Below are 25,483 nucleotides of genomic sequence, written 5' to 3' on the forward strand. Positions count from 1 at the left end.
GACGTGTCCCGTTGAGTGATTTCAGTAGGCGCCGGCAGGCTGCGCATTCACGCGAGTTGCGGTGGAGACGATTTCACTGTCTTCATCGTCGTCCTCAAGGCGCAGCAGATGCGCCGGCACGCCGGTCGCAGCCCCCCAGTAATAAATGCCGGTTGCAAAAGCGGCCACGACGAGGGTGTCGAAAGGGTGGGCGAGGATGCCCAGACCGCCGAATGTGCCGAGTTTCGAGAGCACGATGGTCACGGCGTAGAACGCGATCAGCCACGCGCTAGAGCGCACCTGGCGTGCCAGATTCAGGTGCGCGGTTGGCACGAATCGGCCACACAACAAGTACACCACGAACATCAGAATTTGCAGGCCAAGCAGCCACGACACCGTGCTCCAGCCCGACCAGTAGACGATCAACGCGGCGATGATGAACGACACCGGCCCTAACACGCCCATGCACTTGACCCGGAACGGACGCGGCATGTTCGGCGCGTTGCGGCGCAGTGCAGCCACTGACACGGGGGCCACGGCGTAGCTCAACACCAGGGCGGCGGATACCACGTTGATCAACGCTTCCCAAGACGGAAACGGCAGGGTCCAGAACACCGACAGCGCGAAGGTCAGCCACAGCGCTGGACGCGGGATGCCGGACTTCTCATCGATTCGAGTGAACACCTTGAAGAACGTGCCGGTTTGCGCCCAGCCGTAGATCACTCGCGGGTTTGCGTTCATGTAGATGTTGCCGCAGCCGCTGGGTGAGATCACAGCGTCGGCAACCACCAGATAAGCCAGCCAACCTACGCCTAATGCCAGGGCGATGTCGCGGTACGGCAGGGCGAATTCCTTGCTCACGCCGGCCCAACCGTTGGCGAGCAGATCGGTCGGAATGCCACCGAGAAAGGCCATTTGCAACAGCACATAGATCAGGGTCGACAGCAGCACAGAAAGAATCAGTGCAATCGGAATGGTCCGTTGTGGATTTTTCACTTCACTGGCCACCGAAATGATCGGCGTCAGCCCCAGATAAGCGAAAATGATCCCGCCCGCCGACACGGCCATCTCCACACCCGACAGGCCGAACGGCGCAAAACCCTGCACCTGAAAGTTTTCCGGTTTGAAGAACGTGAACAGCACACCGATGACCAGCAGCGGCACGATGAATTTGAAGATGCTCACCAGGTTGTTGGCCTTGGCGAAGGTCTTCACGCTGCGGTAATTGAGCAGGAAAAATACGCACAGCAGGCCAAACTGCACCAGCCAGCCAAGGAAGGTCGGATCACCGCTGCCGGTTTTGCTCAGACCGGGAAACCATGCCGCCGCGTATTGGCGCGAAGCAACCACCTCGATTGCCACCAGACTGGAAAACGCGATCAGAGTGATGAACCCCATCAGGTAGCCGAGCAGCGGTCCGTGCGAGTACACCGGATAACGCACCACGCCCCCGGCACGGGGTAACGCCGCGCCCAGTTCGCAGTAGACGATGCCCAGCAACAACACCGCGAAGCCGCCCAGCAGCCAGGAGAAAATCCCCGCTGGCCCGGCGATCGCGGACACATGGCTGGCTGCGAACAACCAGCCCGAACCGAAAATCGCACCGAGCCCGATAAATGTGAGGTCGATCAGTGAAAGCTGTTTTTTGAACTTGCCTTGGCCTGACATGGCATCGCCTTCTTGTGAGTTATTGGATAGGCAGTTGTGGTGTCACTGGGGCCAGACTTTGAACTCATCGCGTTGGCTGCGATTGATGTTTTGCGCGGGGATCAATGACGAAATCAGCACAATGGCGCAGATGAAATGCGGGCCTCGACACGATTTGAACGATGCTGCAATCTGCACGCAAATGCCGTATGGCGGGCACTTGGCTCACTCACGAACAGGGCAGAGAGATTTGATGCGTAACGCGTTTTCGATCCTGAATCCGGGCGGTGACGGCAACCGTCCACAAACCCTTGAAGAGCTATTGGCCGGCGCGACGCTACTGTTGCCAATGCTAGACGTGATCCCCAATGCGGCGATTTTCATCAAGGATGTGCAGGCCCGTTACGTGCTGGCCAACCGCACACTGGTGCAGCGTTGTGGCTTGAAGGATCTGCGCCCGCTGCTCGGCAAAACCAGCGCGCAAGTGTTCCCGGCGCAGCTAGGGCCAGGTTACACAGAGCAGGATCGCAAAGTGCTGGAGGAGGGGTTTGTGCTTGAGGATCAGCTCGAACTGCACCTGTACGGCAGCCGCGAACCGGGCTGGTGCCTGACCCACAAGCAACCGCTGTACAGCCGTGACGGCGAGATCATCGGCTTGGCAGGCATTTCGGTGGACCTGCAATCGGCCAGCGAAACCCATCCGGCGTTCCAGCGACTGGCGGCTGTCGACGAACACATTCGCAGGCATTTCAATCGGCGTGTCACGCTGGGCGAACTGACCCGTATCGCTGGCATTTCAGTCGCGCAACTGGAGCGCTACTGCAAACGGGTTTTCCATCTGACGCCCCGACAGATGATTCAGAAAGTTCGGCTGGAACATGCCCATCGCCTGCTCCATACCGACCTGCCAATCACCGATGTTGCGCTGCAGTGCGGATACACCGATCACAGCGCATTCACCCGCCAGTTCAAGGCATCGACGGGGTTTACGCCGAGGCAATATCGCCAGGCGACCGGGCATTAGACCAACATCGTCAACCACGCCGAGAGCAGCAGCGAAAAAGCCAGCAGCGCGTTCATACGCTTGAACGCCTGAGCTGAACCGAACAGCCGCGTACTGCCTGCACCCAGCAACGCCCAAAACGTCATGCACGGCAACGACACCAACAAAAACAGCAGTGACAACACCAGCAGCCGTCCGTAGGCATGCAACTCACTCTCCAGCCAGTGTGGATCGTAGGCATGTCCCTGAAAATGGGCGCGGATCGATTCAATCCCGGTATCGACATCCTGGGACAACTCGATCCAGTTGCGTTTCTCCACGGAAGGCTCCAGAGGTCAGGGTTCAACTGATAACGGTGTGGTTCGCTAAAATACCCGCAATGCCTGCAGGCGTTTAGACGATTTGTGCAGAGGCTCAGAGGCCGAAACGCTGGTGGCTGAAGTGGTCGCCAACTACCTGCGCGACTTCGACCCCAAATCCGAGCGCTGCTGGATCGCGGAAAAGGACGGCAGGGTCATCGGTTCGGTGTTCATCGTTCGCGAAGACGAAACCACCGCACGATTGCGCATGCTCTACATCGACGCCAGCGCACGGGGCATGGGCATCGGCGCTCGACTGGTCGAAGAGTGTCTGCGGTTTGCGCGGCAGATCGGTTACAAGAACATCACTTTGTGGACGACGAGCAACCTGACGGCGGCGCGCAAGATTTATCAGAAGGCCGGTGGCAGTCAACGTCCTTTTCCAGAAGGTTCACAGGTGCACTGTTCAGACACGGCGATGTACTTTCACCGCTCGCATAATCTGTTGCTGCAGCGAGCTATCGCTGCTTGTATCCTTGCCCACGCGAAGCAGGCCATCGCCATGGCCTATAGTGGCTGGAACGCAAAAAAATGGACTTTCCATAAGGTAGTGACGTGAAGCGTGATACCCACCTGGTGGTGCTGTTGCTGTTAGTGATTGGCTGTTCTCTGGCGTCGCTGACGGTCTGGAAAGTATTGGCTTCTCGAGAGCGTGCACTGAAAGAAGTGGACGTCCATGGGTTGAACCTCACGCAGGCGCTTGCCACCTATTCCGAAGGCATTGTCCGGCAAAGCTCGGTGCTCTTGCTCGGGCTCGTCGAGCGCCTGGAAACGGAGGGCAGCGGCCCGGCACAGATCGAACGGCTCAGCGCCTTGATCAGCCGGCAGGAGCCCCTGATGCCACAGCTCAGTGGCATCACGGTCTACGATAATCAGGGCCGCTGGTTGATGTCCTCCAACGGGCCGATTCCCTTCGGGGCGAACAGCCGTGATCGGGTCTATTTCATTCATCACCGCGACGATCCATCCCCAGAAACCTTCATCGGCCCGCCCATCCAGAGCCGCTCTAATCAAGAGTGGGTGATCACCGTCAGCCGGCGCTTCAATGATGCGCATGGAGCATTTGCCGGCGTGGTGGCGGTCACCTTGGGCATTGAAAACTTCCTTCGACTGTTTGGAACGATCGATGTGGGGCAGGACGGTGCCATCGGATTGTCCTATACCGATGGTACGTTGCTGGTTCGTTATCCCTTCCGCGAGCAGGACATGGGGCGCAACTTTTCCAAGTCGCCCATCTATGCCAAGTATCTCGTTGATCGTTCAGTCGGCACGGCCTCGTTTACTTCCAGTCTGGACGGTGTGGAGCGGCTCTACGCCTTCCGCAAGAGTGACCGGCTGCCGCTGATCACGACCATTGCGCTTGGCAAACACGAAGCGCTCGCCGCCTGGCGAACGGAGGCGTTGCTGTCAGGGGTGGTAGTGACGGGGCTGCTGGGGCTAACCGGTCTGATCGGTTGGTTTTTGATCGTGGATATCCGAAGGCGAACCACGGCAGAAGACCAGTTGCGCGAGACTCAACAGCAGTTGCTCTCATCGAATCGTCAGCTTGAGTTGCTCGCAATGAAGGACGCCCTGACCGGATTGGCAAATCGGCGCTGCTTTGATCAGAGTCTTGCCTTGGAAGCACGGCGCGCACAACGCGAGCGCACGACGCTGGCCTTGCTGATGATTGATATTGACTACTTCAAACTGTTCAACGATTCGTTCGGCCATGTCGCCGGCGATGTGTGCCTGCAGAGCGTCGGCAAAATTATCGAGGAGTGTGTCAGACGACCTTCGGATCTCGCGGCACGCTATGGCGGAGAAGAGATGGGCGTCATCATGCCCGACACCGACGTAGAAGGCGCAACGGTGGTTGCGCAACTTATTCTCGACCGCTTGGCATTGGAGAATATCCCGCACAACGCCAGCCCGTCTGGACGAGTCAGCGTGAGTATCGGGATTGCGACCGCCACTGGATCGCAACTGGATCACTGGCAAAGGGTGATCGAGGTGGCAGACAAGGCGCTCTATAGTGCCAAGGCGTCGGGGCGTAATCAGTGGCTGATCGGCGTTTGAAACCGGTCTTGCTGTTTATAGAGGCTTCGAGGCGTTTTTGTGCCGATTGTCTACCGGACACGAACGAGCGATATCAAACAAAAACCGACGTTTACGCCTGTCTGCGGAACGAAGAGCGATTCAGGCTAAAGAAACTCCGAATGACCATCCTCTTCAATAAAGCGGCCAGTAGCCACTAGACAGCTGATGCATAGCCTCGTACCTTCAGTCCAGCGCCCCACGAAGCCTTTTAACGCCTCATTTGCTGTTGTGAGGCAGTCAACCTGAAAACCGGATTTATACCCGGACATAGAGGTAGCCGGTTCGATGCAAGGGACACCCTCGCAAGACCCAACCAGACACGACGCTCGGCCAGAATTCTGGCAGCTTTCCATGCGTTGCTGTCAGTTGGCAGGCAGCGTGGATGTTGCCTTCTTTTTCATTTTCCTCATTCTTGGCTCTCCCATTCTGGCCTGGATAAACGTGGTCAGCGTGGCCATGTATGTCTACGCCTATCGCGCGTTCAAGCAGCGACGAAATCGGTTGGCCGTTCTACTCATTCGCATTGAAGTGCTTGTGCACGCCGGGCTGGGGACGGTCCTGGTTGGCTGGGGAAGTGGTTTTCACTATTTCTTGCTGATGTTTATTCCGGCCCTGTTCGTTAGCATGCGCGCCCGTAGCGCCTGGGTATACGCCGGTTGGTTGTGGGTTTACTACGTAAGCCTGGATGTACTGATGTGGTTCGTCAGTCCTCTGCAACCGATCTCCTCCAATGCCCTGTTGGGTGTGCATATTTTCAATCTGACAGTCGTGTTCTGCATGTTCAGTTATCTTGCGCTGTTCTATGTGGTCACGGTCACCCGTGCGCATAAAAGTCTTGCGCGTATGGCAACGACGGACTCATTGACCGGCCTGTTCAACCGTCGGCACATGATTGAGTTGGCCGAGAAAATTTTGGCACGGCACCATAGACGCCCCAGCAATCTCACCTTGATGTTGATGGACATAGATCACTTCAAGCAGGTCAATGATCTGTACGGTCACGATGCCGGTGATCGCGTACTCGAAGCAGTGAGTCAATTGTTCAAATGTTCAATGCGTGAGCAAGACTTTATCGGCCGCTGGGGGGGCGAAGAGTTTCTTGTCATATTGCCGGACACGGATTTTAGCCATGCCACTGATAGCGCGGAGCGCACACGCAAGGCGGTCCAGGCATTGGAGATTTACAGTAATGGCCAAAAGGTCAGCGTTACTCTGTCCATCGGCATCACTCAATACCGCGCTGAGGAGGCGCTCAGCGACGCCATTGCACGGGCCGATTACGCGCTCTATGAAGGCAAGTCAGCGGGACGCAACAGGGTAGAGGTTGCTGAGGCTTAGCTAACAAACTCGAACACTGTTTTGAGTGAGCGACGAACGATAGAAGCCGCTCTCCAGGTGCACAAACCGGCGGTTTGTGGCGAAGTCGTAGGTAACGGCGCAAGGTTTTGTCGCCTTGATGGCGTACGGGGAGAGTCTTTTCTAGCATCGGCGCCGTTAGTGTTGAGCGGGGGCTTTCAGGGTGGGCTCTGCTGCACAGTTCACGAGCGCTAGCGTCACTACAAACGTGCTCCCCTTTCCATCACCTTTGCTAAAGGCCGTTACGGTGCCACCGTGAACTTCGACTAACTCCCGTACCACCGTCAAGCCGATACCGAGGCCGGCCACGTTGAAGCCGATGGCGTGAACGTCCTGAACAAAGGGTTCGAAGATAAAAGGCAGCGCCTTGGAAGAAATGCCAATCCCCGTATCGCAGATACAAAGTCGCATTAGATTATCTTCGGCCGTGACCGAGAGTGTGACGTTGCCACCGGCTGGTGTGTACTTGGCAGCATTGCCTAACAGGTTGCCGAGAATCTGAGAAAGCCGCACCGGATCGCCATCGACCATCAACGCGTATTCAGGCAACTGCGCGCTGAAATGCAATTCGTTAGCGAGCATGACCGGGCGACAGATTTCAATGGCCTCATGGATGGTCTGAATCATGTCGACACTGCAGCGATCAAGACGAAACTTCCCGGTACTAGCGCGCGATACGTCGAGTAAGTCTTCTACCAATCGAGACATATGCTGCACCTGACCTTCAATCAGCGCCTGCATCCGCGGCAACTCCTCACTCGGCACACTCACCAATCGACCGGCGATCATACTGATGGGGGTCAGCGGATTACGCAGTTCATGCGCCACCAGCGTGAGGGTGTTGCGTTGCTGGGCCAGGCTTTGTTCGGCCGAGGCTTGCAGGTGTTGCGCGCTGAGGACGGCGAGCACCAACTGTTCGTTGGCTTCGCGCATTTCCAGATAGCGCTGCTGTTCTTCGGCGGTGTGCTGTGGTTTTTCCGCATCCGACTGTGCCGTAAGAATAGCCAGAACCAATTGTTGATTGGCCTCGATCAGTTGCTCGATTTGCCGACTATCGGCACGCTGGGTATTGGCTTCGCTCATCCCTCGTCTTTGCCAAGACGCTGACGGGTTGGCCGGCCTCCAAGCAGGTCTTCCTGATCTGGCAGCTTGGCGCCGATGTGCAAGCCGTTATCGTCGATCTGATACTGGCGCAGTTCATCGGAGTGTGCGCTGGCCCTGACCTTGACCACGGCCATGATGCGCAGCAAGCGACTCTCAACTTCAATATAGCGCTGGACGATGATCGCGTCGGTGAGAAATGCCGTGCCGTAAGGGCTGAAACGCAGGTCGGTGTAGCGGTCTTCCAGTTCTGAAGTCAGCAACACGCTGACCCCGACGCTGGTCAGCGCAGTGACCATGCGCGAGAGCGATTCGCGAAAGTCCTCGCGGAAGGTCGGTGCGAGTGCCAGTTCGAAACCCGACAGCGAGTCGATGACCACGCGAGACGCCTTCAGTCGACTGATCTCACTCAACAACAAGTGCACGATTTCGTCGATGGACAGGTCCGGGGCGCGGCTGTCCACCAAGCCGACATGTCCATTGCGAACCAGGTCCACAAGAGTGGCGTTCTGGGAGTGATGGGGCCGTTGTTCGAACACCGCGATCACGCCGGTTTCGCCATTACGCGCGCCTTCAGCGAGGAAGGTCCCGGCCAGAATGCTTTTGCCCGAGCCCGATGGCCCGATGGCCCGGCGACCAGCAACGAGTAACCACGGGGCAGGCCGCCACCTAACATCTCGTCGAGCGCCGGAACGCCCATTTTCAGGCGCTTGATCGGAAACTCCAGTGGCGCCTCAACCGGATTGAGTGCCGCAGGCGCGAAGACCTTGATCCCCGACGTTGCGATGCGAAACGTGTGCAAACCGGGCAATGTCGGTTGGCCGCGCATCTTCATGATTTCCATCTTGCGCACCATGGAGTTGCGCTGAACGCTCTGGCGCAGCCAGATAAGCCCATCGGCTACGGTAAAAATCGGGTTGGTGTCGGTTTCGGTGAAGTATTCGCCGATCAGGAAGGTGGTCGCCTGCCAGGTGGTCATCAACATGCCCAATTGCTGAACGAACTGCGGCAGGTTGTTGTTCGGGTTGTCCTGAGTCTGGCTGGCCAGCACTACGGAGCGAAACGAGTCGACGAACACCAGCGCCGGGGAGTGGGTCTGCACCTCGCTGACGATGCGCCGCAGCACTTCATCCAGATTGCCAGCCAGGGTGTCAGCGGCCAGGTTGACGTAACGAATCGAGTGGTTAATCGCCTCGTTGTCAAAAAAATCGAATTGCTGCTGATAACGCAGCATTTTCAGCGGCGGTTCGCCGAGCACCGTAAAGAACAGCGCCGGGCGTTCGGGGGTCGCCAGGGCAAACATCATCTGGTGCGCCAGTGTGGTCTTGCCGCATCCCGGCGGGCCGGCGATCAGGTTGAACGAAAACTCCGGCAAACCTCCGCCCAGCACCTCGTCCAGTCCTGGCACACCGGTGGCCAGGCGGTTGATAGTCACTTTGGTGCTCATGGCGAATTTTCCTGCGAGGGGGTGTCGCTCAAAGAAGGTTCCCACACGTCACGAAGCAATCGTGCGGTGAGCGAAGGCCCGATCAACGTGGTCAGCAGCGCGTAAAACGTCGTCAGCAACACTTCACCAAAAAACAGTGCATCGGCTTTCGTTTGCTCGACAAGTACGGCCTTGAGGGCTGTCAGGTCCATGGTCTGCACACTGTCGTAGGTGCCGGCCAGACGCGAATGGGTGGAGATACTCAGATGGAGGCTGCGACGATAAAGCGCAATTACCCCTTGCTGGCCGATAATGGGCGTGAGGGCAGCGTCCATATCCCGCAAGGTTAATGTGATCGTATGGGCGATCTGTGCAATGTCAGCGTTGGGACCAACGCGGCGCGTCAGAGAAGCTACGATCTGACGGCTCTCTTCGCTAAGCGTGGACATGGATAACTGATATCTGATGAATAGATTCTGATAGTCCACCCTAAAGCATACAGCCGACGCTCTATCGAAACGGCATTCCAATCTGGCGTGCAGGTACCGTGGCGCAAGGAGGGTGTTTGCAAGCCATCCGGCTACCAGCCTGCATGCAGGATTTGTAAGCCATGAGTGAAGCGCTTGATATTGAACGGCTGCGAATTATTCACGCGATTGTGCAATTTTCAACCGTTAAACGTCTCGCGCAGTGCATTGGAAACCAGCGTAAATGCCGGGGAGGGCTGGCGTCGGCTGGGGTAATACAAAGAGTAGCCCGCGAACGGGGTGCACCAGTCTTTCAGGACGCGCATGAGTCGGCCTTCCTGAAGATGGTGCTCAAATTGTTCCTCGGGCAGGTAGGCAATGCCAAGTCCCGCCCATGCTGCCTCTACGATGTGGATCGACGTATTGAACGTGAGCTGTCCATTTATGCGCATGTTCTCTGGTAGCTGCACGCAATCTGCATTCCCGACAGGAATGCAGCACATAAAATTAACGAATTTTTCTTGGTCGGGTTCAAGGCGTACCTTGCCCAAAAGACAAGGAGAATCGACCGTTGAACTCATCAGCACCCAACCCCGCCGAAAAATTCGACATTTCTCGCGCTAACGAATACGCCAGGCAAAGTCGAATCGCGCTGGCCGGCTACGACGCCTGCCACGATTTGGCAGCATGCGTGCTGGCAGCGAGTCTTGGCCATTCACCCTCGGCGAAAGTATTGGTCGTAGGCGCTGGCGGTACAGCACAGGAAATCATTGCGATGGCTGCGCTGGAGCCGACCTGGCGTTTCATGGCGGTTGATCCTTCCAAACCGATGCTGGAAGCCGCGACGCAGCATTTGCAGGCCAACGATTTGCTGCACCGAACGCAAGTGCATTTCGGGCATGTCGATGAGTTGCCGGCAGATCAGTCGTTCGACGCGGCGACGTTGATTGGCGTGCTTCATCATCTGAAGGGCGATGAGCCAAAGAGAGCGATCCTGCGATCAATTGAAGCTCGCTTGAAACCGGGCGCGCCACTGATCGTGGCAGGCAACCATTACGCCTACGCCAGCCAACCTCTATTACTGGCGGCATGGGGGCAGCGTTGGCGGCAGCAGGGTGCCAGCGCGGAGGAGGTGAGGGCCAAGCTTGGCAAGATTCTTCAGGGGGCAGACCCGCCGCATTCCGAGGCGGCGGTTCAGGCGCTGTTGCATGAGGCCGGCTTTGGCGAGGCTACGCGGTTTTTCAGCAGTCTGTTCTGGGGGGGCTTGGTTGACGGGTAAAGCTGGATGAATACTGGGATGGGGTGGTAAGCGCCGTGGCGAGGGTGCCCATCTATTGAGATGCCAACTCTCGTCGGGCAAACTCTGGTTGCCTCATTGGCCGATAACAGGAGTTTACGGATGCCATTTCCACTGACGGAACATAATGCGTTACTGGCCCTGAGGGGCGTGGGGCCGGCCGTTATTGCTCGCCTTGAGCAGATGGGTATTGACTCGCTGGCGGCGCTCAGCAAAGCCAATGTTTGTGACATCGTCGCTCAGGCATCGGCAGCAACGGGATCGACTTGCTGGAGGAACAGCCCTCAAGCCCGGGCCGCCATTCAGGCGGCTATTGAACTTGCGCAGGGTACTCCGTCGAGCACACCTGATGCGTAAAGCTGATCGCTTGTTTCAATTGGTCAATCTGATTCGTGTCCATCAGCCAATCTCTGCTGAACGACTGGCTAGCCGAATCGGCGTTTCCGTTCGCTCAATCTATCGATACATCGACGACCTCTCCTTCAGTGGCATCCCCATCTACGGTACTGCTGGCGTGGGCTATGCCTTGGATGCCGATTTTGAGATGCCGCCTTTAACGTTGAACAAGCTCGAACTGGACGCACTGATACTCGGGATGGAAATGCTTTCAGCTTCCGCCGATGACGATCTAGGTGCTGCGGCAAGAATGCTGTTGAGCAAAATCTCCGCTTGTGTAGTCCAGCACAAGGTCGACCCCGGTTCGGCAAAAATCAGGGCACTAGGAACAACACCCGCTTTGACGCGTCGCCACCTGGCAATCCTTCGAAATGCCATCGAAAACACTCAGGCGCTGAGAATAATTTATACCCGACTGGATGGAGTGGTTTCGCAACGTCTTATTTCTCCCCTTGGCCTTTTTTACTGGGGAGGGAAATGGACGGTTGGAAGTTGGTGCAGTACCAAGGCGGCTTACCGCGATTTTCGGGTCGATCGCATCGCCTCCATCGCTATTGCCGAACAACCTACACCTGACAATCCGGCCCTTGATCTCCAGACGTATATGAAGCATCAGGCAAACCAGTGGAAAGCGATCAGCACGACTGACACTACGCTGTCAGTATGAGCTACTGATAATTGGGACTTCCTAACACACAGCAGGTCATCCCTATGCAGCATTCATCTCATGTACTCGAATTAGCCATTTTCAAGGTCAAACAGGAATGCGTTGCGCAAGTGCCTGTGCTACGCGAAGGGCTTCGTGAAACGTTAAAGACTTTCCCGGGTTTGATCGAATACCGTGCCTACTGCCCCATGAACGACGACCGAATCTTCGCGGACTTAGCCATGTGGGACAGTCTTGAAAACGCCCAGAAAGTGGCAAAGGCGTTCAGCGATGGAGATCCGAGATTCTCTGAATATATGCACGCGATTGAAAATCTTACGTTCATGAGTCATCTGGCCCCAGAGATGAGTTGACCTCACTGACTCTCAGAGCCGGCAAGCGACAACAATGCCTTTGCTGTCAGGCATCGTTGTCGTCACTTCCAGTGCAAGTGTTCTCAGATTAACTATTGCTGAGCTGCCCAGTGCTGCACCCACTATCCACTTATGGGAAAAGTTCACGTTGCAGTACTCCTTTGGGTTGAGGTGTTACGCCAGGTTCTTTTGATCAGTAACGTCAGGTCATGTTGGTTGAAAGAGCTTGAATTCAGGCGTTATCGAACTCGCCCGACATACGACAGCCGGACAGGGGTTTGGTCTGATCGACAGGCATGTCACCCATCCGCCCAACCGGGTAATTAAGGCGAAGTGACGTATCGCTGATGATTCGACATTGTCCATTTGTGCACTTTCTTAAGTGCGTCCAGCTTCAACTATTGTTTGTCGGACGATGAACGATGGCAAATATGCATCTAGGCTGGGTGTGCTGGAATAACCAATTAAACGGACTATGCTGCTTCGACAATGTGCGCAATATTTGTTGTGGGTCATCCGGGTGAACCAGGCAGGTTCCACTCATATATGACCAGAGCGCAACGATTGTGACTGAGTATGCTCTGAGAGAAATCGCTGAGCCATTAGTCCCTCAGTTTGAGTAGTTAATGCATTTGTCATAAACAAGGAAAGCACTATGACGCAATCTCTCAAACCAAAAACCGTGTTGTCGGCTTTCGTCTCATTAGCGATACTCTGTCCACCATGGTGCAAGCTGCCGGCGAAATCCCCCCATCCATTACTACGCCTGATCGCATGGAGACGCGTATCGGTGTGTTGGAGTTCAAGGATGGCGCTCCGACCGAGAAAACCACACAAGATGTCTACGGCACCCTGGCGTTCACTCGCGGCATAGACGCGTTCATGAACAGTTTCTCGGGCGCCTCGGCCTATGCGATTCGTGAGGGCTTTCACAGCATTGGCGCTGAGGACAACCCGCCTGTTCCTCCAACGAAGTTCGTTGAAGGGAGTGACAAGTCGTTCAATACCATTCCACCAAACGATTTTTCCTATTTCCAGATGCTCGACAAGCTTGTGCAACTGGAACCGGCAACCTCGTTCGATCCGGAACTGCTTGGCCAACTGGCTGCCATTGGCATCGCCAAAGGTCACCCCTTCAATCCCGATGCCCGGATGAAAAGTATCCTGACCGACGCAGCGGCGGTGGGCAACGCAGCGGGGCGGTCGCTAAACTGGAGTGGTGCCGACTTTCCCGGTTGGGCCTACTATCCAAATTCAATGTGGGCCAACATGTTGTGGCAGGGTGGCTATAACTTCGAGACTCCGCCGCCGATGATTACCAAGGACGGCTTTTTCAAACCATTCCCGCCAACCGGCGCACGGACACTCGATTCCCGTGCGGCGTTCTATTACGGCTACACCATGGATTCTCCGGGCATGATTATGCGGTTGCCTAACGCGGGCTCGCAGTACCTCATGGGTTTTACGGATGCCGAAAAAAATCCTTTCGATGGTGGCAAGACCTACAAGGTAACCCTGCCACCGAAGATTCCTGCGGCAAAATTCTGGTCATTCACTGTTTACGACAACCAGACGCGATCCATGCTCCAGACTCCGCAGCGCTATCCGCGTGCAGGCAGCCAGACTTATCCTACGCCGGCAGCCACGGAAAACGCCGATGGGACCACGACCCTCTATTTCGGCCCCTCCCAGCCTGCAGAGGCCAAGGCCGGCAACTGGATCCAGACCATGCCCGACAAAGGCTGGTTCACGATCTTGCGCCTCTACAGTCCGCTTGAGCCGTTCTTCACCAAAGAGTGGCGGCCGAGCGAGATCGAACTGGTTCGGTGAGACCACATCCTGGTCAGCGCCACCGTTCGGTCGGCGCTGACCTTAGGGTGGGCTTGCAGCAAGGGAGAAAAATGGTGCGAGTACACTTTACGGAGTGAATACCGAGTCAATCGAAAACGGGCAAACCCTGGAATGGTCGGTGCCGGTCAAACTGACAGTTACTCCACGCTGAGCATTGCATTCGAACCCCTATCCGTATGCGCCTGCTCAGTGGGTATCAAGCATGAAAACAGCCATTACATTGACGATGCCCCAGGTGAGTGCTTTATGCCTTGAACCTTGATCAGCTCTCAGAGCAAGCCACCGAGTCACAACCCGCTTGAGCCTCAAGCTTCGCCCGGTCAGCCTTGCTGATGTATTTCGGCTTTTTCGGGGCCAGTTTGGCACTGGCTTTTTTGGCCTTTTCCTTGAACAACTGCTTCAGTTTTTTCTGACGATTCATGTTTTTACTCGGGTTGTTAGTTCTGCAAGACAGTCGTCTGTCTACGATTCAGGTGTTTGCGTTCCATGACACATATGACATCGCCCCAGCGGATACCCGCCGGGCCGATCGGTTTAGCTAGTCACCGACGCAGGTTTGGATCATCCCAATGTCAGCGGTGCCATCAAGTATGCTCAACGCTGTTGCCGACCAGCCAGCCGAGGACGATCATTATGAGTCGGGCTTGCCTGCTCATACCAGCCGCATTCCCATCTCGACGGCGCGTTGCTCGAATCCGAACTCGGCATACATACGCGCAGCGCGCTCATTGAACGGCCAAACCGTCAGGCGCAAATCCTGAGCATCATGCTCAACGGCCCAGTCCTTGACGAGTTGCATCAGCGCACGACCAATCCCTTTGCCCGAAAACGGCTCGGCGACGCACACCGAGCCGATACGAACCACATTCTGCCGCTGCATCAGCGGCCCGGAGCTCGCCGACAGGTTGGCCGTAATGAATGCTGCGGCCTGATCACCCACATGGGCGATGAAGGCTACATGATCCGGTTTTTCGAAAACGCCTGACCAGTGCGGCAGGTCGCGGGAAACATCGTCGGTAGCCGCCGCATATATGTCGGGGCGCCCAGTGTGGTGCACGGCGTTAAGCAATTGGCCCAACTCGCACAGGGTCAACGCATCGTCGGCAGTTGCGGTTCGATAGGTGATGGTTTCATCCATGATGGGTGAGGCTCCTGATCAAAATCGTTAAGACAAATATCACTGGTCGGTCTTCAAACGCTGTGCCCACGCCTCAATTCTCAACTGAGGACGTGGATTGATGCACCGCCCAATGCGCCATCTCTTGGGCAATGAAGTGATTCACCAGATCGCTGTACATTTTCTCGATGGCGTCCGGATTCAGACCTTCGGTCTGCGCCCACTCACGGCGCGTTGCGAGCATGGCTTTGAAGCGATCCGGCGCACGCACGGATGTTACCCTTGGCCACATCTCTTTTGCAGCTCACCCTCAACGCTCTCATACAGGTCTCATGGCACGACAAATGCGACGTGTTTGTATTGAAAACGTCAGCGCGAAGAACTTTGCGGGTTTATGCCGGTCGACCGGCCATCGACCGCATCAACCCGGTCTGGCCGATTAAAACTATAAAAGGTAAGTGCGATGAGCTGTCTTGTGTGTGCAGGCGCCGCCGAGCGGATTCACTGTCACGGCCCGTGGGAGGAAAGAGATTGCCCCGACTGCGGGCGATATCGAGTGGCCGACGAGCTCTTGTTGGCGTTGATTGAACAGGGGCAAATATTTGATGTGGTTAGAACCAGAGGCTGGCTCGACCGCCAACGCGTAGACACAGCTATCCCCGTCATCAATGTCCATGAAGCCTTGCTGGTGAGTTGAGTGGGTGCCGTGCTGTTTGCATTCGACCTGAGCAGCCACTCACAACCTTGGGCGCTTGGTGCGCCAGATTGTGAGGCAGAAGGTTGCGTTGCTTTTGCGTTCAGATGTTTGCGAGGTTTTCCCGAACCCAATGTTCGGCGGTCGTTACCTCAATTGACTGCTGCTCGTTGAAAGTGCCCGCTTTCGGCCAAGCCACACCTCTGCCTTGGGCAAACACAGCACGGTACTTCTTGGTGTGGTGAGTCGGATCTTTCTCCAATTCCCGGATCAGGTACGCAACAGTCCACACGTTAAGTTTGAACGGGCGCCCGTACACGTTCAAGGAGACCCGCAACCTCTGCGTACGTCACCGTGTCTCCCGATAGATACACGATCTGGTTGCGCAAGCGAGGTTCGAAGAAAACGATTGCCGCTGTCAGCGCACCAATGTCGTATGGCGTCGTGAGCGTCACGCTGTTCTCAAGACTGCCTAGCGCGTTCACGGAATCGTTTTCCAAGTCAACCACTTCGAATACAGGCTTAAAAAGGAAGCTGGTGAACATGCCTGTCGAGATGATTACCCATTCAGTTTTGTCCTGGGCGCGAAGCAATTCGCGTACATCAAGCTGAGCATCGAACAGATCCTGAGGATCTGCCCCTACCGATTACCTCGAAGTCGACACCAGGCGTTCGAGAAACGCCTGGCGGAATTTGACAGTATCGGCCTGAAGACCGCGAAGTTTTTAAACGCGAAGCTCACACAGTGCTTTTTAGCGACCGGGATGTGACGCGGTGTCCTGGCTGATATGTTTGGGGCCTGCGATCGCCCAGGCAATCAGCCCGAACAGCGGCACAAATACGATCAACACAATCCATACCCCCTTGTTATTGGACTTCCCCTCGCTTTTGCGTACCCGGTTGATGGCCCAAAGCTCGATGAGCAGAAGAACTGCCGCCAGTACGATCCATACGATTTCATTTTGCATTGGCTACCTCCTGATGGTCTTTGTTAGGGGGCGTGTGGCGTGGTGGGTTCATTTAATTTGCGACCTCACCGCAGAGATCTGCTTGCTGACGGGCCAGCCCCCTGGATTTGTTGATTGGCTTGCTGACGCTCGGCGCTATATTCTTCCCGCCGCTGGATGAGTCTCCGTCAATGGCTGAATACAGCCTGTCAGTTAGGGAAGAATTGAATGCCGTTCAGGGTGATGGTGGTGGGGGGCTACGGCAACTTCGGTAGCATCGTTTGCAAGCATCTGGCGCTGATGCCGGGCGTCGAGCTGGTGCTTTCGGGGCGTGATCAGCACAAGTTACAGCGCAAGGTCGATGAGTTGAATAGCCAGTCGCTTAACGTCTGCGAAGGCTGGTGCGGCGATGCCATGGGCAGCGCGTTCAGTCCGGCGTTGCGCTCGATGAACATCCAGTTGGTCGTCCACACCGCAGGCCCGTTTCAGGGGCAATCGTATGCGGTCGCCGAGAGCTGTATAGCGGCTGGGGTGAGTTACTGCGACCTTGCTGACTGTCGGACTTTCGTCAATGGCGTGGGCGTCCTCGATGCGCGGGCGAAAGCCGCGGGCGTGGCTGTTCTTAGCGGCTGCAGCTCGGTGCCGACGTTGTCGTCGGCGATCATTGATCAGCAGCGCCATCACTTCTCACGCATCGACTCGATTGAGCATGGCATCTCGTCCTCGGCGAAGATGCCGGGGCTGTCGACGATCGAAGGTGTGCTGGCCTACGCCGGCAAACCCATCAAGCAACTCAGGAACGGCAAGGTGCATGAGGTGCCGGGCTGGCAGGATCTGACCCTGCGCAAAATGCCGCCACTGGGCACTCGCTTGCTGGCCAATGTCGATGTGCCGGACATGGATATTTTCGCCAGCCGCTATGGCGCGCACACTCTGAGCTTCAAGGCCGGCGCGGGGTTGAAGCTCGGCGGTATCGCCAACGGCCTGCTGGCGCAGGCGCTGAAGATCGGGCTGGTTCGCGACCACGTTCGCTGGGCTGCGCGCTTGCATCGTCTGGGCGTGCGATTCGAACGTTTCGGCGACGGTAAAAGCGCCATGTACATCGACATTCACGGGCTCGATGTTGATGGCTTGCCGCTGGCGATGACTGCGCAACTGACAGCCCTGAATGACAAAGGTCCGCAAATCCCCAGCTGCGCGGCCGTGGCGCTGGCGATGAAAATGGCCCAAGGCTATGTGCCGCAATCCGGTGCCCGGCCTTGCGTCGGCGAAATCAGCGTCGATGAATACATGGCGGCCATCAACGATCCGGACAATCTGCGCCTGGTCGTGAACTTCTCCAAAGGGCCGCACTGAGCATGCTCTATCTGGGCCTGAAGTACCTGCACGTCATCGCGGCGATTTTCCTGTTCGGGTTCGGCATGGGTTCCTACCTGTATTTGATCGCCGCCAGCCGCACGGCCAACCCGTTGGTGATCGCACACGTCGCCCGCATGGTGGTGCGCTTTGATACCTGGATCACCACGCCGGCCGGTTTGGTGCAAATCATCACAGGCTTTTTTCTGATGAAACTCTCGGGCCTGCCCATGACCACGGAGTGGGTGGCGACTTCGTTGATCATCTTCTTTTGCGTCGGGGCGCTTTGGTTGCCGGTTTTGCTCTTGCAGAAAAAGCTTTGCGCGATGGCGTCGAGCGCGGGGGAGGCCGGGAAGGGGCTCGATGAAAACTACCGAGCCGTTTACAGAAAGTGGTTCTGGATGGGCGTTGCCGGTTTTGCCGGGATGTTCGTGATTGTGCTGATGATGGTGACGAAGCTGACACCGGTTCAACTGCTCAACGTTCTGGTTTAGCTGCTGGCGGCGCGGGAAGACGCGCAGCACCTTCAACGGTTGGCAACGGCTGGGCGCTACCAGGCGATTCGCATGCTGCGCCTCACCCAACGCCTCAAGAAATATCGATCTGGTACCTGAAGCCTTCCGCCGCCGCCCGGGAAATTCGGTATTCGAGTGGGCTGCGGTCATACCCCAATGCGGTGCGTTCGATGGTGACGACCGGGGAGCCTTCCTTGATCGAGAGGATTGTGGCCATGGCCGGGTCGGCTTCCCCCACCGTCAGCGTCTCGCTTGCCGAGGCGATGCATTGGCCGCACTGGGTTTCATACAAAGGGTAGAGCAGCTCGCCGAAACTTTCGGAATCCATGCTCAGCAATGCGCCAAAACGTGTGGCGGGTAGCCAGATGTCCTCGTGAAACAGTGTGCGGCCTTCGACCATCCGAAGGCGTTCCATGCTCACGACTTGCTCGCCGTCTTGCAGCTTTAGCGCATTGGCCACGGCTAGCGATGGTTTTTGCAGCGTTTTGGCAAGGATGCGACTGGTGGGTATTTCGCGTCCGCCGCTGGCATTCACCTGCCGAAAGAAGCGCGCCAGCGAGGCGTCGAAATTAGGTCGGCGCACGAAGGTGCCGCGGCCCTGGCTGCGCAGGAGCAGGCCTTCATTGACCAGCGTTTCCACAGCCTTGCGCACCGTGCCGATCGCGACACCGTAGTGTTTGGTCAGCTCCGCTTCGGTGGGAATGGGCGCCCCTGGCGTCCATTCACCAGCGGCAATCTTGGCGAGCATTTCTTCTCGCAGGCGTTGATAAAGCGGCAAGCGCTCGTCGTATCCGAGTGTCGAGGCGTTCATTTTTGGGGCAGTCCATTCCGGCAGGCGTCGCTACTTTATCACCAACAAGTCGTTTGACAGATATCCGGCGCTGAATATATGGTGGTGTAGTCATATATATGAATAGATGTATTTATATGAATCTGCCGCCAACCGTCGCTTGGGCCTCATGGCCCGATCTCACGAACGCTGCAGATTGTTAGCCATAACAACAAACGCTCAGGGTTATCTGTTTATGACCAGTCTTCATGCGCCTGCCCTCCGTGGTGTGGACACCCACGCCCACATCTTCCGCCAAGACCTGGCGATGGTTGCCAGCCGTCGCTACAGCCCGCATTACGATGCTTTGGTTGAGCAGTATCTGGGCCATCTTGATCGCAATGGCTTGTCACACGGCGTGTTGATTCAGCCGAGCTTTCTGGGCACCGACAATCACTTCATGCTTGACGCGTTACGCCGCTATCCACAGCGCCTGCGTGCGGTGGCGGTCGTTGACGCTGATGTCAGCGAAAACCACTTGGATGAATTGGCCGAGGCCGGTGTGGTGGGCATCCGTCTGAACCTGATTGGCAAGACACTGGCCGACTACAGCAGTCCTGCTTGGGTTGCGCTGTTCGTGCGTTTGGCACGGCGCGGCTGGCAGGTGGAGGTTCAGCGGGGCATCGATGATCTGGCGCTGATCGTGCCCGTCATCAGGGCGTGCGGCGTGACGGTTGTGATTGACCACTTTGGCCTGCCGACAGGTGGCATCGATCTTGAGAATCCCGCTCATACGGCTTTTCTCGCACTGCTGGCAGACACGCACGTATGGCTCAAGTTGTCCGCTCCCTACCGTAGCCAATCCGATCTGGCCCAGGCAACGCAAGTGCTGGCACTGCTGCGCGAGGCGAGCGGTGGCATCCAGCGACTCCTCTGGGGCAGCGACTGGCCCAACACCCAGTTCGAAGATCAAGCGAGCTATGACCAGCAGGTGGCCTTCATCGAAAGGTTGCTGCCGGATGCGGGCGAGCGCGCCCAAGTGTTGAAGGAAAATCCGGCAACGCTGTTCGGATTCAACGTTTCCCGCTAAACAATCAATAACAACAATAGGACTTCCATCATGATGAGCCTGCTCGTCGTCGCGGCAATCGTTGTCGCCGTCGCCCTTGGTTACAAAACCAAGATCAATATCGGTCTGTTCGCCATCGCGTTTGCCTACCTGATCGGCTGTTACGGCATGGGCCTCAGCCCGTCGGAAGTCATCGGCATGTGGCCGCTGAAGATTTTCTTCATTATTTTCTCGGTTTGCCTGTTCTACAGCTTCGCCACGGTCAACGGCACCCTTGAAAAACTGGCTGAGCATCTGATTTATCGCAGCCGGTCGATGCCGCAACTGTTGCCGTTTGCGGTCTTCTTCACCGCGACCGTCATTTCAGGGATGGGCGCGGGTTATTACACGGTGCTGGCATTCATGGCGCCGATCACGTTGCTGCTCTGCGAACGCACAGGCATGAGCCTGATCATTGGCGGCATGGCGGTAAACTACGGCGCCTTGAGCGGGGCCAATTTCGTCTCGAGCCAGAGCGGCATCATCTTCCGTGGACTGATGGTCAACGCGGGGATCGCGGAAAATGACGCGTTCATCAACTCAGCAGCGATCTTCGCCAGCACGTTGGTGATACCTCTTCTGGTGATTTCAGCTTTGGTGTTCCTCACTGGCCACGGCAAGGCGATGAAAGCCAGCGCTTATGTAGTAACCGAGCCGACGCCGTTGAATCGCGAGCAGAAAACCACGCTTTGGCTGACGCTGGCGATGATGGCGATCGTACTGGCCGCGCCCATCGCGCATATCGTTTTCCCGGCCAACGCGACCGTGAGCTTTATCAATTCGAAGATGGACATCGGGCTGATCGCCAGTCTGTTCTCAGTGATTGCGCTGCTGCTCAAACTGGGTGACGAGCGCAAGGTCATGGCGACGGTGCCTTGGGGAACGTTGATCATGATTTGCGGCGTGGGCATGCTGATTTCGGTTGCGATCAAAGCCGGGACCATCGACGTGCTGGCCTCGTGGATGGGCAGTAGCATCCCGCCGATCATGGTGCCGATCGTCTTCGGCGTCGTGGCGGCTTTCATGTCGCTGTTCTCCAGCACGCTGGGGGTCGTGACGCCAGCGCTGTTCCCGATGGTGCCGCCGATTGCTTCGACGCTGGGGCTCGATCCGATGATCCTGTTCGTTGCCATCGTCGTGGGCGCCCAAGCGACCTCTATCTCGCCGTTTTCCTCGGGTGGTAGCCTGATCCTCGGCTCGTGCCCCACGGAGCAGAGCCGCGCTTCGCTGTTTCAGCATCTCCTGTTTCGCGCGGCACCTCTGGGCTTTGTCGCGGCTTTGGTGTTCAACGCACTGATGACGTTTGTCTTTTAAAAACGCCCTTGGCCCGACGCAAAGGCGTCGGGCCTCATTTGAGTCGATTGCGAGCAACGATGACAACGTGAGACTGGTTCTCAGGCACGCTTGGGCAGTATCCAGTTCGGACGAATGAAATGGCAGGTGTAGCCATTCGGGATGCGTTCCAGATAATCCTGGTGCTCCGGTTCTGCTTCCCAGAACGGCCCCGCCGGTGCGATTTCGGTCACCACGCGGCCAGGCCATAGCTGTGAGGCATCGACATCGGCAGCGGTGTCCTCGGCGATGTCGCGTTGCTGTTCGCTGAGGTAATAGATCGCCGAGCGATAGCTGGGGCCACGATCATTGCCTTGACGGTTGGGTGTGCTGGGGTCGTGTATCTGAAAGAAAAACTCAAGGATCTGCCGGTAGCTGATCACCGCAGGATCGAAAACGATTTCGATGGCTTCAGCATGATTGCCGTGATTGCGATAAGTGGCGTTCGGCACATCGCCGCCGGTGTAGCCAACCCGCGTTTTCAACACGCCCGGATAGCGCCGCAGCAAGTCTTGCATGCCCCAGAAGCAGCCGCCGGCGAGGATGGCGGTTTCGGTTTGACTGGTCATGGTTTGTCCTTCCCTTTGGGGATGTTGGGTATAGCGATGGTTATGAGGGCGCGTTGACCGATTCCAAGGTTGAACGGCGCGAATAACGCAGGCGGTATCCAGCACTCAAGAAGGGGGGGTAAGCACAGTGCACGCATTAACTCGCCCCGTGATCCACTCACGGCTGTACGCCAGCACGCTGTTGGCAATCGCGGTCGGAAAGTGAATAAAACCATGGGGGGAAGAGGGCAGTTGGTACACCTCGACAGGGGCTGACGCCCTCCAGCGCTCGGCGATTTCGAGGGTGTCGTCGCGCAGCGGGTCCAGTTCGCCGGCAAACATCAGCACCACCGATCTGGCTGGCGCGCAGCAGTGTTTGAATCATCCGTGGCAGGACGCGATTGCGAATCTTAAAGCGCGGTAACCAGGCGAGCTTCTTGTTGAAATCACGCACTTGCGCCAACTCCCGCTCGCCCTGCGGCCAAGGCGTCTTGCTGCGTGGGTTAGTCATCCGCGATTCTTGATCAAGATGGAAAAATTCAACGCAGCGGCGACACACAACCAAGCCAGATAGGGAAACAGGATCAGGCCGGTGACCAGATCAAGCTGCAACGCCATCACCACCATGGCCGCGACGACCAGCCAGAGCAGCGTCAGGATCACCATGGCGGCGAAAACGTGGTGGGCGCCAAAGAAGACCGGCGTCCACAGGGTATTGAGCGCGATCTGCGCCGCCCATAACGCCATCACCGTTTGGCTGCCGGGGATCAGGCTCAGTCGGTATCCGGCCCAGGCCAACAACAGATAGATTACCGTCCAGGCCACCGGAAACGCCCAGTTGGGCGGCGTGAAGCCAGGCTTGGTCAGCGATGCATACCAGGGGCCCGGTTTGAAAATGACGCCTGTGCTCGCGGCAGCCGCGCAGGCCAGAAGAAAAATGAAGAAGGTCATCGCCAGTCCTTAGCTGTACTCAGCTTTTGGGGGAGTGTAAGGAAAGGACGCCCTGCGCGGCGAAAAGTTTGGATTGAGCGCCGAGATTTATCTGTTTACCGCCAGTAAGTCGCAGTCGCCATGCCGTTGAACTAATAACTGACCGGTGCGTCAGGATAATCAGTGGCTTCTTCCTTCATACGCGGGTGACACCATGCACAACTACCTTTTGCAATACCGTTTCAACGACGAGCCTCGTACTCATCTGTTCGAACTCAAACAGCCACAACTGGCCGAACACGAGGCTGCGATGCACCTGCTGGAACTGCATCTGGGCGATGCGGAAAATGGCCTGGTCATGCCCACGGCGGACTCGACACCCCAAGAGATAATTGCGCAGGCTGAACGGGTGGGGATTACGCGGATTGAGATCATCACGCCAATCGACAATTAACCACGGCTCACCTGTTGGAGCGGGCTTGCTCGCGAAAGTGGTGTGTCAGCTGAGGTGATAGTGGCTGATACGACCCCTTCGCGAACATGCTGCTCAGGCTTTAGAAAGCCTGGGCTCAACGACGGTGGGACAACCGCCAAGCGTGCTGTGCAGCCAGTCCTTGGCCGGCCGGTGTCCGGGCACTCGATCTCGACGTGCGCACGTTTCACCGTGATATCGGGCTGATACATCATTCTCGCCGAAGCTTTACCGAACCTCTGCGGATGCTGGATGAACTGGTCAGTGATCAATTCAACAGTGGTTTGAGCTAACGGCGAGCGTCGATTTTTTTCTCAGCCTGGGTCAAAAGGAGATATCCGAATGCGAGTACTTGTATATTCCCGAAAAGGAAAACCGCGACGACTGCGCAGAAACTGGAAAATACTGGCATGGACCGGAAAAAAGGCCAACCGAGCACCTCTGACTGGGTTATTCGCAGCACTCAACCCGGTAGCATCGAGCGTATCGAAGCCTGGTTCGGCAGCCACGGCTACGACCCACACCGTCACGACACCTACTCGATAGGTCGCACGCTGGCGGGCGTGCAGAGTTTTCACTACAAGGGTTCGCTACGCCACGGGGTGCAGGGCAACACGCTCGTGCTTCACCCCGATGAACTTCATGACGGCATGGCCGGCACGCAAGCAGGTTTTCATTACCGTATGGCTTACGTTGATCCAGCATTGATCCAGACAATCTTGGGGGGCGAACCTTTGCCCTTTATCGCCGGTGGGCTTTCGAACGATCCGCGCCTTTACCATGCCAGCGAAGCATTTGTGCAAGCGATGGATAACCCTATGGAGACGCTGGAGGAACAGGACGCCCTGTATGACCTGGCAATGGCGTTGCGTGCCGTCGCGGGTAAGTCGCGTGGCCGTAAGCGTCTGGATTATCTCTCTGCCGAACGTGCCAGAGCATTCATCCTGGAAAATATGCACTTGGGTATTACGTTGGAAATGCTCGAACAGGCTAGCGGGAGAGAGCGCTGGAGCCTGTCACGCGACTTCAGAACGCTCTATGGCACCAGCCCCTACCGCTTTGTCACACTACGACGTCTTGACCGCTTTCGCCGTCTTGTCCTCGACGGTTTCACATTGGTGGACGCCGCCCTCGCCGCAGGCTTTCACGATCAGAGTCACATGACCCGACATTTCACACGCTGCTATGGCGTCCCACCCATGCGTTGGCTGGAACGCTTGCGGCCCGCACGCTGACTTGCAGGATCGTACAAGCGCGATGCATTCATTGTTCGATAGGCTGACGACCTCAACTACAGAGGATCTGTCATGCCTGAGTCCCATCACCCACAAACATCGCTCCCCATAAACCTGGCGCAAAAGGCTTCGCTGATCGATCAGCAATGGAGCCCTCGGGTCGTCGCTGAAATGAACGACTACCAGTTCAAGGTTGTGCGAATCGAAGGCGAATTCATCTGGCACTCACACCCTGAGACCGACGAAGCATTTATTGTGCTCGAAGGCACCTTGCGCATCGACCTGCCAGAGGGATGCGTCCATGTGAATCCTGGGGAGTTATATGTGGTGCCGCGCGGGGTAGTGCACAGGACGGCGGCGCAAAGTGAAGCGAAACTGATGATGATCGAACCACGAGGCATTTTGAACACGGGCCATGAACAGGGTGAGCGAACTGCCTTGAGTGACGTCTGGATATAGGTTCAGCGCCCAAACGGCCA

At 56.8% G+C, this 25,483-nt stretch carries 23 protein-coding genes and 10 pseudogenes; 17 read left to right on the plus strand and 16 right to left on the minus strand.

What is annotated here, in order from left to right:
* Positions 1-21: 21 nt before the first annotated feature.
* On the minus strand, positions 22-1,647 hold the full coding sequence (locus tag ACIOWA_RS14565) for an APC family permease (RefSeq protein ID WP_401160412.1): 1,626 nt from the start codon (positions 1,645-1,647) through the stop codon (positions 22-24).
* A gap of 232 nt (positions 1,648-1,879) precedes the next feature.
* On the opposite strand from ACIOWA_RS14565, the gene ACIOWA_RS14570 reads away from it, so the two are divergent.
* Complete coding sequence (locus ACIOWA_RS14570) at positions 1,880-2,650, plus strand: helix-turn-helix domain-containing protein (protein WP_401160414.1); 771 nt, start codon at positions 1,880-1,882, stop codon at positions 2,648-2,650.
* Here the strand turns inward: ACIOWA_RS14570 and ACIOWA_RS14575 are convergent.
* Positions 2,647-2,823 (minus strand): annotated as a pseudogene (locus tag ACIOWA_RS14575) (LysE family translocator); the annotation flags it as partial. The gene ACIOWA_RS14570 and the pseudogene ACIOWA_RS14575 sit on opposite strands and share 4 nt — an antisense overlap.
* A 12-nt stretch (positions 2,824-2,835) precedes the next feature.
* Positions 2,836-2,949 (minus strand): annotated as a pseudogene (locus ACIOWA_RS14580) (AraC family transcriptional regulator); the annotation flags it as partial.
* 94 nt (positions 2,950-3,043) lie between these two features.
* Here ACIOWA_RS14580 and ACIOWA_RS14585 point away from each other — a divergent pair.
* From ACIOWA_RS14585 to ACIOWA_RS14595, 3 genes and pseudogenes are all read left to right on the plus strand, one after another.
* Positions 3,044-3,352 (plus strand): annotated as a pseudogene (locus ACIOWA_RS14585) (GNAT family N-acetyltransferase); the annotation flags it as partial.
* A gap of 191 nt (positions 3,353-3,543) precedes the next feature.
* On the plus strand, positions 3,544-5,046 hold the full coding sequence (locus ACIOWA_RS14590; RefSeq protein ID WP_339434008.1) for a sensor domain-containing diguanylate cyclase: 1,503 nt from the start codon (positions 3,544-3,546) through the stop codon (positions 5,044-5,046).
* Between the two features lie 399 nt (positions 5,047-5,445).
* Positions 5,446-6,405 (plus strand): GGDEF domain-containing protein, encoded by a 960-nt coding sequence (locus ACIOWA_RS14595; RefSeq protein WP_401160416.1) that lies wholly within the window; start codon positions 5,446-5,448, stop codon positions 6,403-6,405.
* 156 nt (positions 6,406-6,561) lie between these two features.
* Here the strand turns inward: ACIOWA_RS14595 and ACIOWA_RS14600 are convergent, their stop codons facing one another.
* The 4 genes and pseudogenes from ACIOWA_RS14600 to ACIOWA_RS14615 all read right to left on the minus strand — a co-directional run.
* Positions 6,562-7,506 (minus strand): sensor histidine kinase, encoded by a 945-nt coding sequence (locus ACIOWA_RS14600; protein WP_401160418.1) that lies wholly within the window; start codon positions 7,504-7,506, stop codon positions 6,562-6,564.
* Positions 7,503-8,971: pseudogene (locus ACIOWA_RS14605) on the minus strand (RAD55 family ATPase). The gene ACIOWA_RS14600 and the pseudogene ACIOWA_RS14605 overlap by 4 nt, the downstream one beginning before the upstream one ends.
* The gene (locus ACIOWA_RS14610; RefSeq protein WP_401160420.1) at positions 8,968-9,399 is read right to left on the minus strand and encodes a hypothetical protein; all 432 of its coding nucleotides are present in this window, start codon (positions 9,397-9,399) and stop codon (positions 8,968-8,970) included. The pseudogene ACIOWA_RS14605 and the gene ACIOWA_RS14610 overlap by 4 nt, the downstream one beginning before the upstream one ends.
* Positions 9,400-9,617: 218 nt before the next feature.
* Positions 9,618-9,872 (minus strand): annotated as a pseudogene (locus tag ACIOWA_RS14615) (LysR substrate-binding domain-containing protein); the annotation flags it as partial.
* Between the two features lie 116 nt (positions 9,873-9,988).
* Here ACIOWA_RS14615 and ACIOWA_RS14620 point away from each other — a divergent pair.
* The 5 genes and pseudogenes from ACIOWA_RS14620 to ACIOWA_RS14640 all read left to right on the plus strand — a co-directional run bounded on the left by ACIOWA_RS14620 (position 9,989) and on the right by ACIOWA_RS14640 (position 13,960).
* Positions 9,989-10,706: pseudogene (locus tag ACIOWA_RS14620) on the plus strand (class I SAM-dependent methyltransferase).
* A gap of 110 nt (positions 10,707-10,816) precedes the next feature.
* On the plus strand, positions 10,817-11,071 hold the full coding sequence (locus ACIOWA_RS14625) for a helix-hairpin-helix domain-containing protein (protein WP_401160422.1): 255 nt from the start codon (positions 10,817-10,819) through the stop codon (positions 11,069-11,071).
* Entirely contained in the window at positions 11,064-11,777 is a 714-nt protein-coding gene (locus tag ACIOWA_RS14630; RefSeq protein ID WP_339466059.1) for a YafY family protein, read from the plus strand. Before ACIOWA_RS14625 ends, ACIOWA_RS14630 begins: the two co-directional genes overlap by 8 nt.
* A gap of 44 nt (positions 11,778-11,821) precedes the next feature.
* The gene (locus ACIOWA_RS14635) at positions 11,822-12,130 is read left to right on the plus strand and encodes a hypothetical protein (protein ID WP_339466058.1); all 309 of its coding nucleotides are present in this window, start codon (positions 11,822-11,824) and stop codon (positions 12,128-12,130) included.
* Positions 12,131-12,904: 774 nt separating this feature from the next.
* Entirely contained in the window at positions 12,905-13,960 is a 1,056-nt protein-coding gene (locus ACIOWA_RS14640) for a DUF1214 domain-containing protein (protein WP_401160424.1), read from the plus strand.
* 283 nt (positions 13,961-14,243) lie between these two features.
* On the opposite strand, the gene ACIOWA_RS14645 is transcribed toward ACIOWA_RS14640, so the two are convergent.
* The 5 genes and pseudogenes from ACIOWA_RS14645 to ACIOWA_RS14665 form a co-directional block, all read right to left on the minus strand.
* A complete protein-coding gene (locus ACIOWA_RS14645) occupies positions 14,244-14,402 on the minus strand; it encodes a DUF2986 domain-containing protein (RefSeq protein WP_339434016.1) in 159 nt (52 codons plus the stop codon).
* Positions 14,403-14,633: 231 nt separating this feature from the next.
* Positions 14,634-15,119, minus strand: coding sequence for a GNAT family N-acetyltransferase (locus ACIOWA_RS14650; RefSeq protein ID WP_401160426.1), 486 nt, complete (start codon positions 15,117-15,119; stop codon positions 14,634-14,636).
* 73 nt (positions 15,120-15,192) lie between these two features.
* Positions 15,193-15,378, minus strand: a pseudogene (locus tag ACIOWA_RS14655) (chorismate mutase); the annotation flags it as partial.
* 517 nt (positions 15,379-15,895) lie between these two features.
* Positions 15,896-16,458: pseudogene (locus tag ACIOWA_RS14660) on the minus strand (NmrA family NAD(P)-binding protein); the annotation flags it as partial.
* 86 nt (positions 16,459-16,544) lie between these two features.
* Positions 16,545-16,760, minus strand: a complete 216-nt coding sequence (locus tag ACIOWA_RS14665) for a PLD nuclease N-terminal domain-containing protein (RefSeq protein WP_221732590.1) — start codon at positions 16,758-16,760, stop codon at positions 16,545-16,547.
* Between the two features lie 207 nt (positions 16,761-16,967).
* Here ACIOWA_RS14665 and ACIOWA_RS14670 point away from each other — a divergent pair, with 207 nt between their 5' ends.
* Together ACIOWA_RS14670 and ACIOWA_RS14675 are read left to right on the plus strand one after the other, a co-directional pair.
* Complete coding sequence (locus ACIOWA_RS14670) at positions 16,968-18,095, plus strand: saccharopine dehydrogenase family protein (protein ID WP_401160428.1); 1,128 nt, start codon at positions 16,968-16,970, stop codon at positions 18,093-18,095.
* Between the two features lie 2 nt (positions 18,096-18,097).
* Positions 18,098-18,589, plus strand: coding sequence for a DUF2269 domain-containing protein (locus ACIOWA_RS14675; protein WP_339495952.1), 492 nt, complete (start codon positions 18,098-18,100; stop codon positions 18,587-18,589).
* Between the two features lie 94 nt (positions 18,590-18,683).
* Here the strand turns inward: ACIOWA_RS14675 and ACIOWA_RS14680 are convergent, their stop codons facing one another.
* Entirely contained in the window at positions 18,684-19,421 is a 738-nt protein-coding gene (locus ACIOWA_RS14680; RefSeq protein ID WP_339434021.1) for a GntR family transcriptional regulator, read from the minus strand.
* 214 nt (positions 19,422-19,635) lie between these two features.
* Here ACIOWA_RS14680 and ACIOWA_RS14685 point away from each other — a divergent pair, with 214 nt between their 5' ends.
* Positions 19,636-20,469, plus strand: coding sequence for an amidohydrolase family protein (locus ACIOWA_RS14685; RefSeq protein WP_401160431.1), 834 nt, complete (start codon positions 19,636-19,638; stop codon positions 20,467-20,469).
* A gap of 30 nt (positions 20,470-20,499) precedes the next feature.
* The gene (locus ACIOWA_RS14690) at positions 20,500-21,801 is read left to right on the plus strand and encodes an SLC13 family permease (RefSeq protein ID WP_339466053.1); all 1,302 of its coding nucleotides are present in this window, start codon (positions 20,500-20,502) and stop codon (positions 21,799-21,801) included.
* Between the two features lie 80 nt (positions 21,802-21,881).
* Here ACIOWA_RS14690 and msrA read toward each other — a convergent pair whose 3' ends face one another.
* The 3 genes and pseudogenes from msrA to ACIOWA_RS14705 form a co-directional block, all read right to left on the minus strand.
* Positions 21,882-22,388 (minus strand): peptide-methionine (S)-S-oxide reductase MsrA, encoded by a 507-nt coding sequence (msrA, locus tag ACIOWA_RS14695; RefSeq protein WP_401160433.1) that lies wholly within the window; start codon positions 22,386-22,388, stop codon positions 21,882-21,884.
* 105 nt (positions 22,389-22,493) lie between these two features.
* Positions 22,494-22,712, minus strand: a pseudogene (locus tag ACIOWA_RS14700) (alpha/beta hydrolase); the annotation flags it as partial.
* 162 nt (positions 22,713-22,874) lie between these two features.
* The gene (locus ACIOWA_RS14705) at positions 22,875-23,318 is read right to left on the minus strand and encodes a TspO/MBR family protein (RefSeq protein WP_339434025.1); all 444 of its coding nucleotides are present in this window, start codon (positions 23,316-23,318) and stop codon (positions 22,875-22,877) included.
* Between the two features lie 193 nt (positions 23,319-23,511).
* Between ACIOWA_RS14705 and ACIOWA_RS14710 the strand changes: the two genes are divergently transcribed.
* From ACIOWA_RS14710 to ACIOWA_RS14725, 4 genes and pseudogenes are all read left to right on the plus strand, one after another.
* Complete coding sequence (locus ACIOWA_RS14710; protein ID WP_339434026.1) at positions 23,512-23,751, plus strand: hypothetical protein; 240 nt, start codon at positions 23,512-23,514, stop codon at positions 23,749-23,751.
* 161 nt (positions 23,752-23,912) lie between these two features.
* Positions 23,913-24,062: pseudogene (locus ACIOWA_RS14715) on the plus strand (LysR family transcriptional regulator); the annotation flags it as partial.
* A gap of 117 nt (positions 24,063-24,179) precedes the next feature.
* Positions 24,180-25,004, plus strand: a complete 825-nt coding sequence (locus tag ACIOWA_RS14720; protein WP_339434027.1) for an AraC family transcriptional regulator — start codon at positions 24,180-24,182, stop codon at positions 25,002-25,004.
* Positions 25,005-25,076: 72 nt separating this feature from the next.
* Positions 25,077-25,463 carry a cupin domain-containing protein gene (locus ACIOWA_RS14725; protein ID WP_401137171.1) on the plus strand — a complete coding sequence of 129 codons (387 nt, stop codon included), beginning with the start codon at positions 25,077-25,079 and terminating at the stop codon, positions 25,461-25,463.
* Positions 25,464-25,483: the final 20 nt, after the last annotated feature.

The sequence above is a fragment of the Pseudomonas sp. NPDC087614 genome (assembly GCF_044743485.1).
GTDB classification, from domain to species: Bacteria; Pseudomonadota; Gammaproteobacteria; order Pseudomonadales; family Pseudomonadaceae; genus Aquipseudomonas; species Aquipseudomonas baetica_A.

Excerpts from the sequence above, each read along its gene's own strand:
- ACIOWA_RS14720 (WP_339434027.1), top strand. The coding sequence starts at position 24,180 with ATGGACCGGAAAAAAGGCCAACCGAGCACCTCTGACTGGGTTATTCGC.
- ACIOWA_RS14725 (WP_401137171.1), top strand. The coding sequence starts at position 25,077 with ATGCCTGAGTCCCATCACCCACAAACATCGCTCCCCATAAACCTGGCG.
- ACIOWA_RS14685 (WP_401160431.1), top strand. The coding sequence starts at position 19,636 with ATGACCAGTCTTCATGCGCCTGCCCTCCGTGGTGTGGACACCCACGCC.
- ACIOWA_RS14610 (WP_401160420.1), bottom strand. The coding sequence starts at position 9,399 with ATGTCCACGCTTAGCGAAGAGAGCCGTCAGATCGTAGCTTCTCTGACG.
- ACIOWA_RS14690 (WP_339466053.1), top strand. The coding sequence starts at position 20,500 with ATGATGAGCCTGCTCGTCGTCGCGGCAATCGTTGTCGCCGTCGCCCTT.
- msrA (WP_401160433.1), bottom strand. The coding sequence starts at position 22,388 with ATGACCAGTCAAACCGAAACCGCCATCCTCGCCGGCGGCTGCTTCTGG.
- ACIOWA_RS14565 (WP_401160412.1), bottom strand. The coding sequence starts at position 1,647 with ATGTCAGGCCAAGGCAAGTTCAAAAAACAGCTTTCACTGATCGACCTC.
- ACIOWA_RS14705 (WP_339434025.1), bottom strand. The coding sequence starts at position 23,318 with ATGACCTTCTTCATTTTTCTTCTGGCCTGCGCGGCTGCCGCGAGCACA.
- ACIOWA_RS14570 (WP_401160414.1), top strand. The coding sequence starts at position 1,880 with ATGCGTAACGCGTTTTCGATCCTGAATCCGGGCGGTGACGGCAACCGT.
- ACIOWA_RS14710 (WP_339434026.1), top strand. The coding sequence starts at position 23,512 with ATGCACAACTACCTTTTGCAATACCGTTTCAACGACGAGCCTCGTACT.
- ACIOWA_RS14665 (WP_221732590.1), bottom strand. The coding sequence starts at position 16,760 with ATGCAAAATGAAATCGTATGGATCGTACTGGCGGCAGTTCTTCTGCTC.
- ACIOWA_RS14600 (WP_401160418.1), bottom strand. The coding sequence starts at position 7,506 with ATGAGCGAAGCCAATACCCAGCGTGCCGATAGTCGGCAAATCGAGCAA.
- ACIOWA_RS14650 (WP_401160426.1), bottom strand. The coding sequence starts at position 15,119 with ATGGATGAAACCATCACCTATCGAACCGCAACTGCCGACGATGCGTTG.
- ACIOWA_RS14630 (WP_339466059.1), top strand. The coding sequence starts at position 11,064 with ATGCGTAAAGCTGATCGCTTGTTTCAATTGGTCAATCTGATTCGTGTC.
- ACIOWA_RS14670 (WP_401160428.1), top strand. The coding sequence starts at position 16,968 with ATGCCGTTCAGGGTGATGGTGGTGGGGGGCTACGGCAACTTCGGTAGC.
- ACIOWA_RS14645 (WP_339434016.1), bottom strand. The coding sequence starts at position 14,402 with ATGAATCGTCAGAAAAAACTGAAGCAGTTGTTCAAGGAAAAGGCCAAA.
- ACIOWA_RS14640 (WP_401160424.1), top strand. The coding sequence starts at position 12,905 with ATGGAGACGCGTATCGGTGTGTTGGAGTTCAAGGATGGCGCTCCGACC.
- ACIOWA_RS14675 (WP_339495952.1), top strand. The coding sequence starts at position 18,098 with ATGCTCTATCTGGGCCTGAAGTACCTGCACGTCATCGCGGCGATTTTC.
- ACIOWA_RS14625 (WP_401160422.1), top strand. The coding sequence starts at position 10,817 with ATGCCATTTCCACTGACGGAACATAATGCGTTACTGGCCCTGAGGGGC.
- ACIOWA_RS14680 (WP_339434021.1), bottom strand. The coding sequence starts at position 19,421 with ATGAACGCCTCGACACTCGGATACGACGAGCGCTTGCCGCTTTATCAA.
- ACIOWA_RS14635 (WP_339466058.1), top strand. The coding sequence starts at position 11,822 with ATGCAGCATTCATCTCATGTACTCGAATTAGCCATTTTCAAGGTCAAA.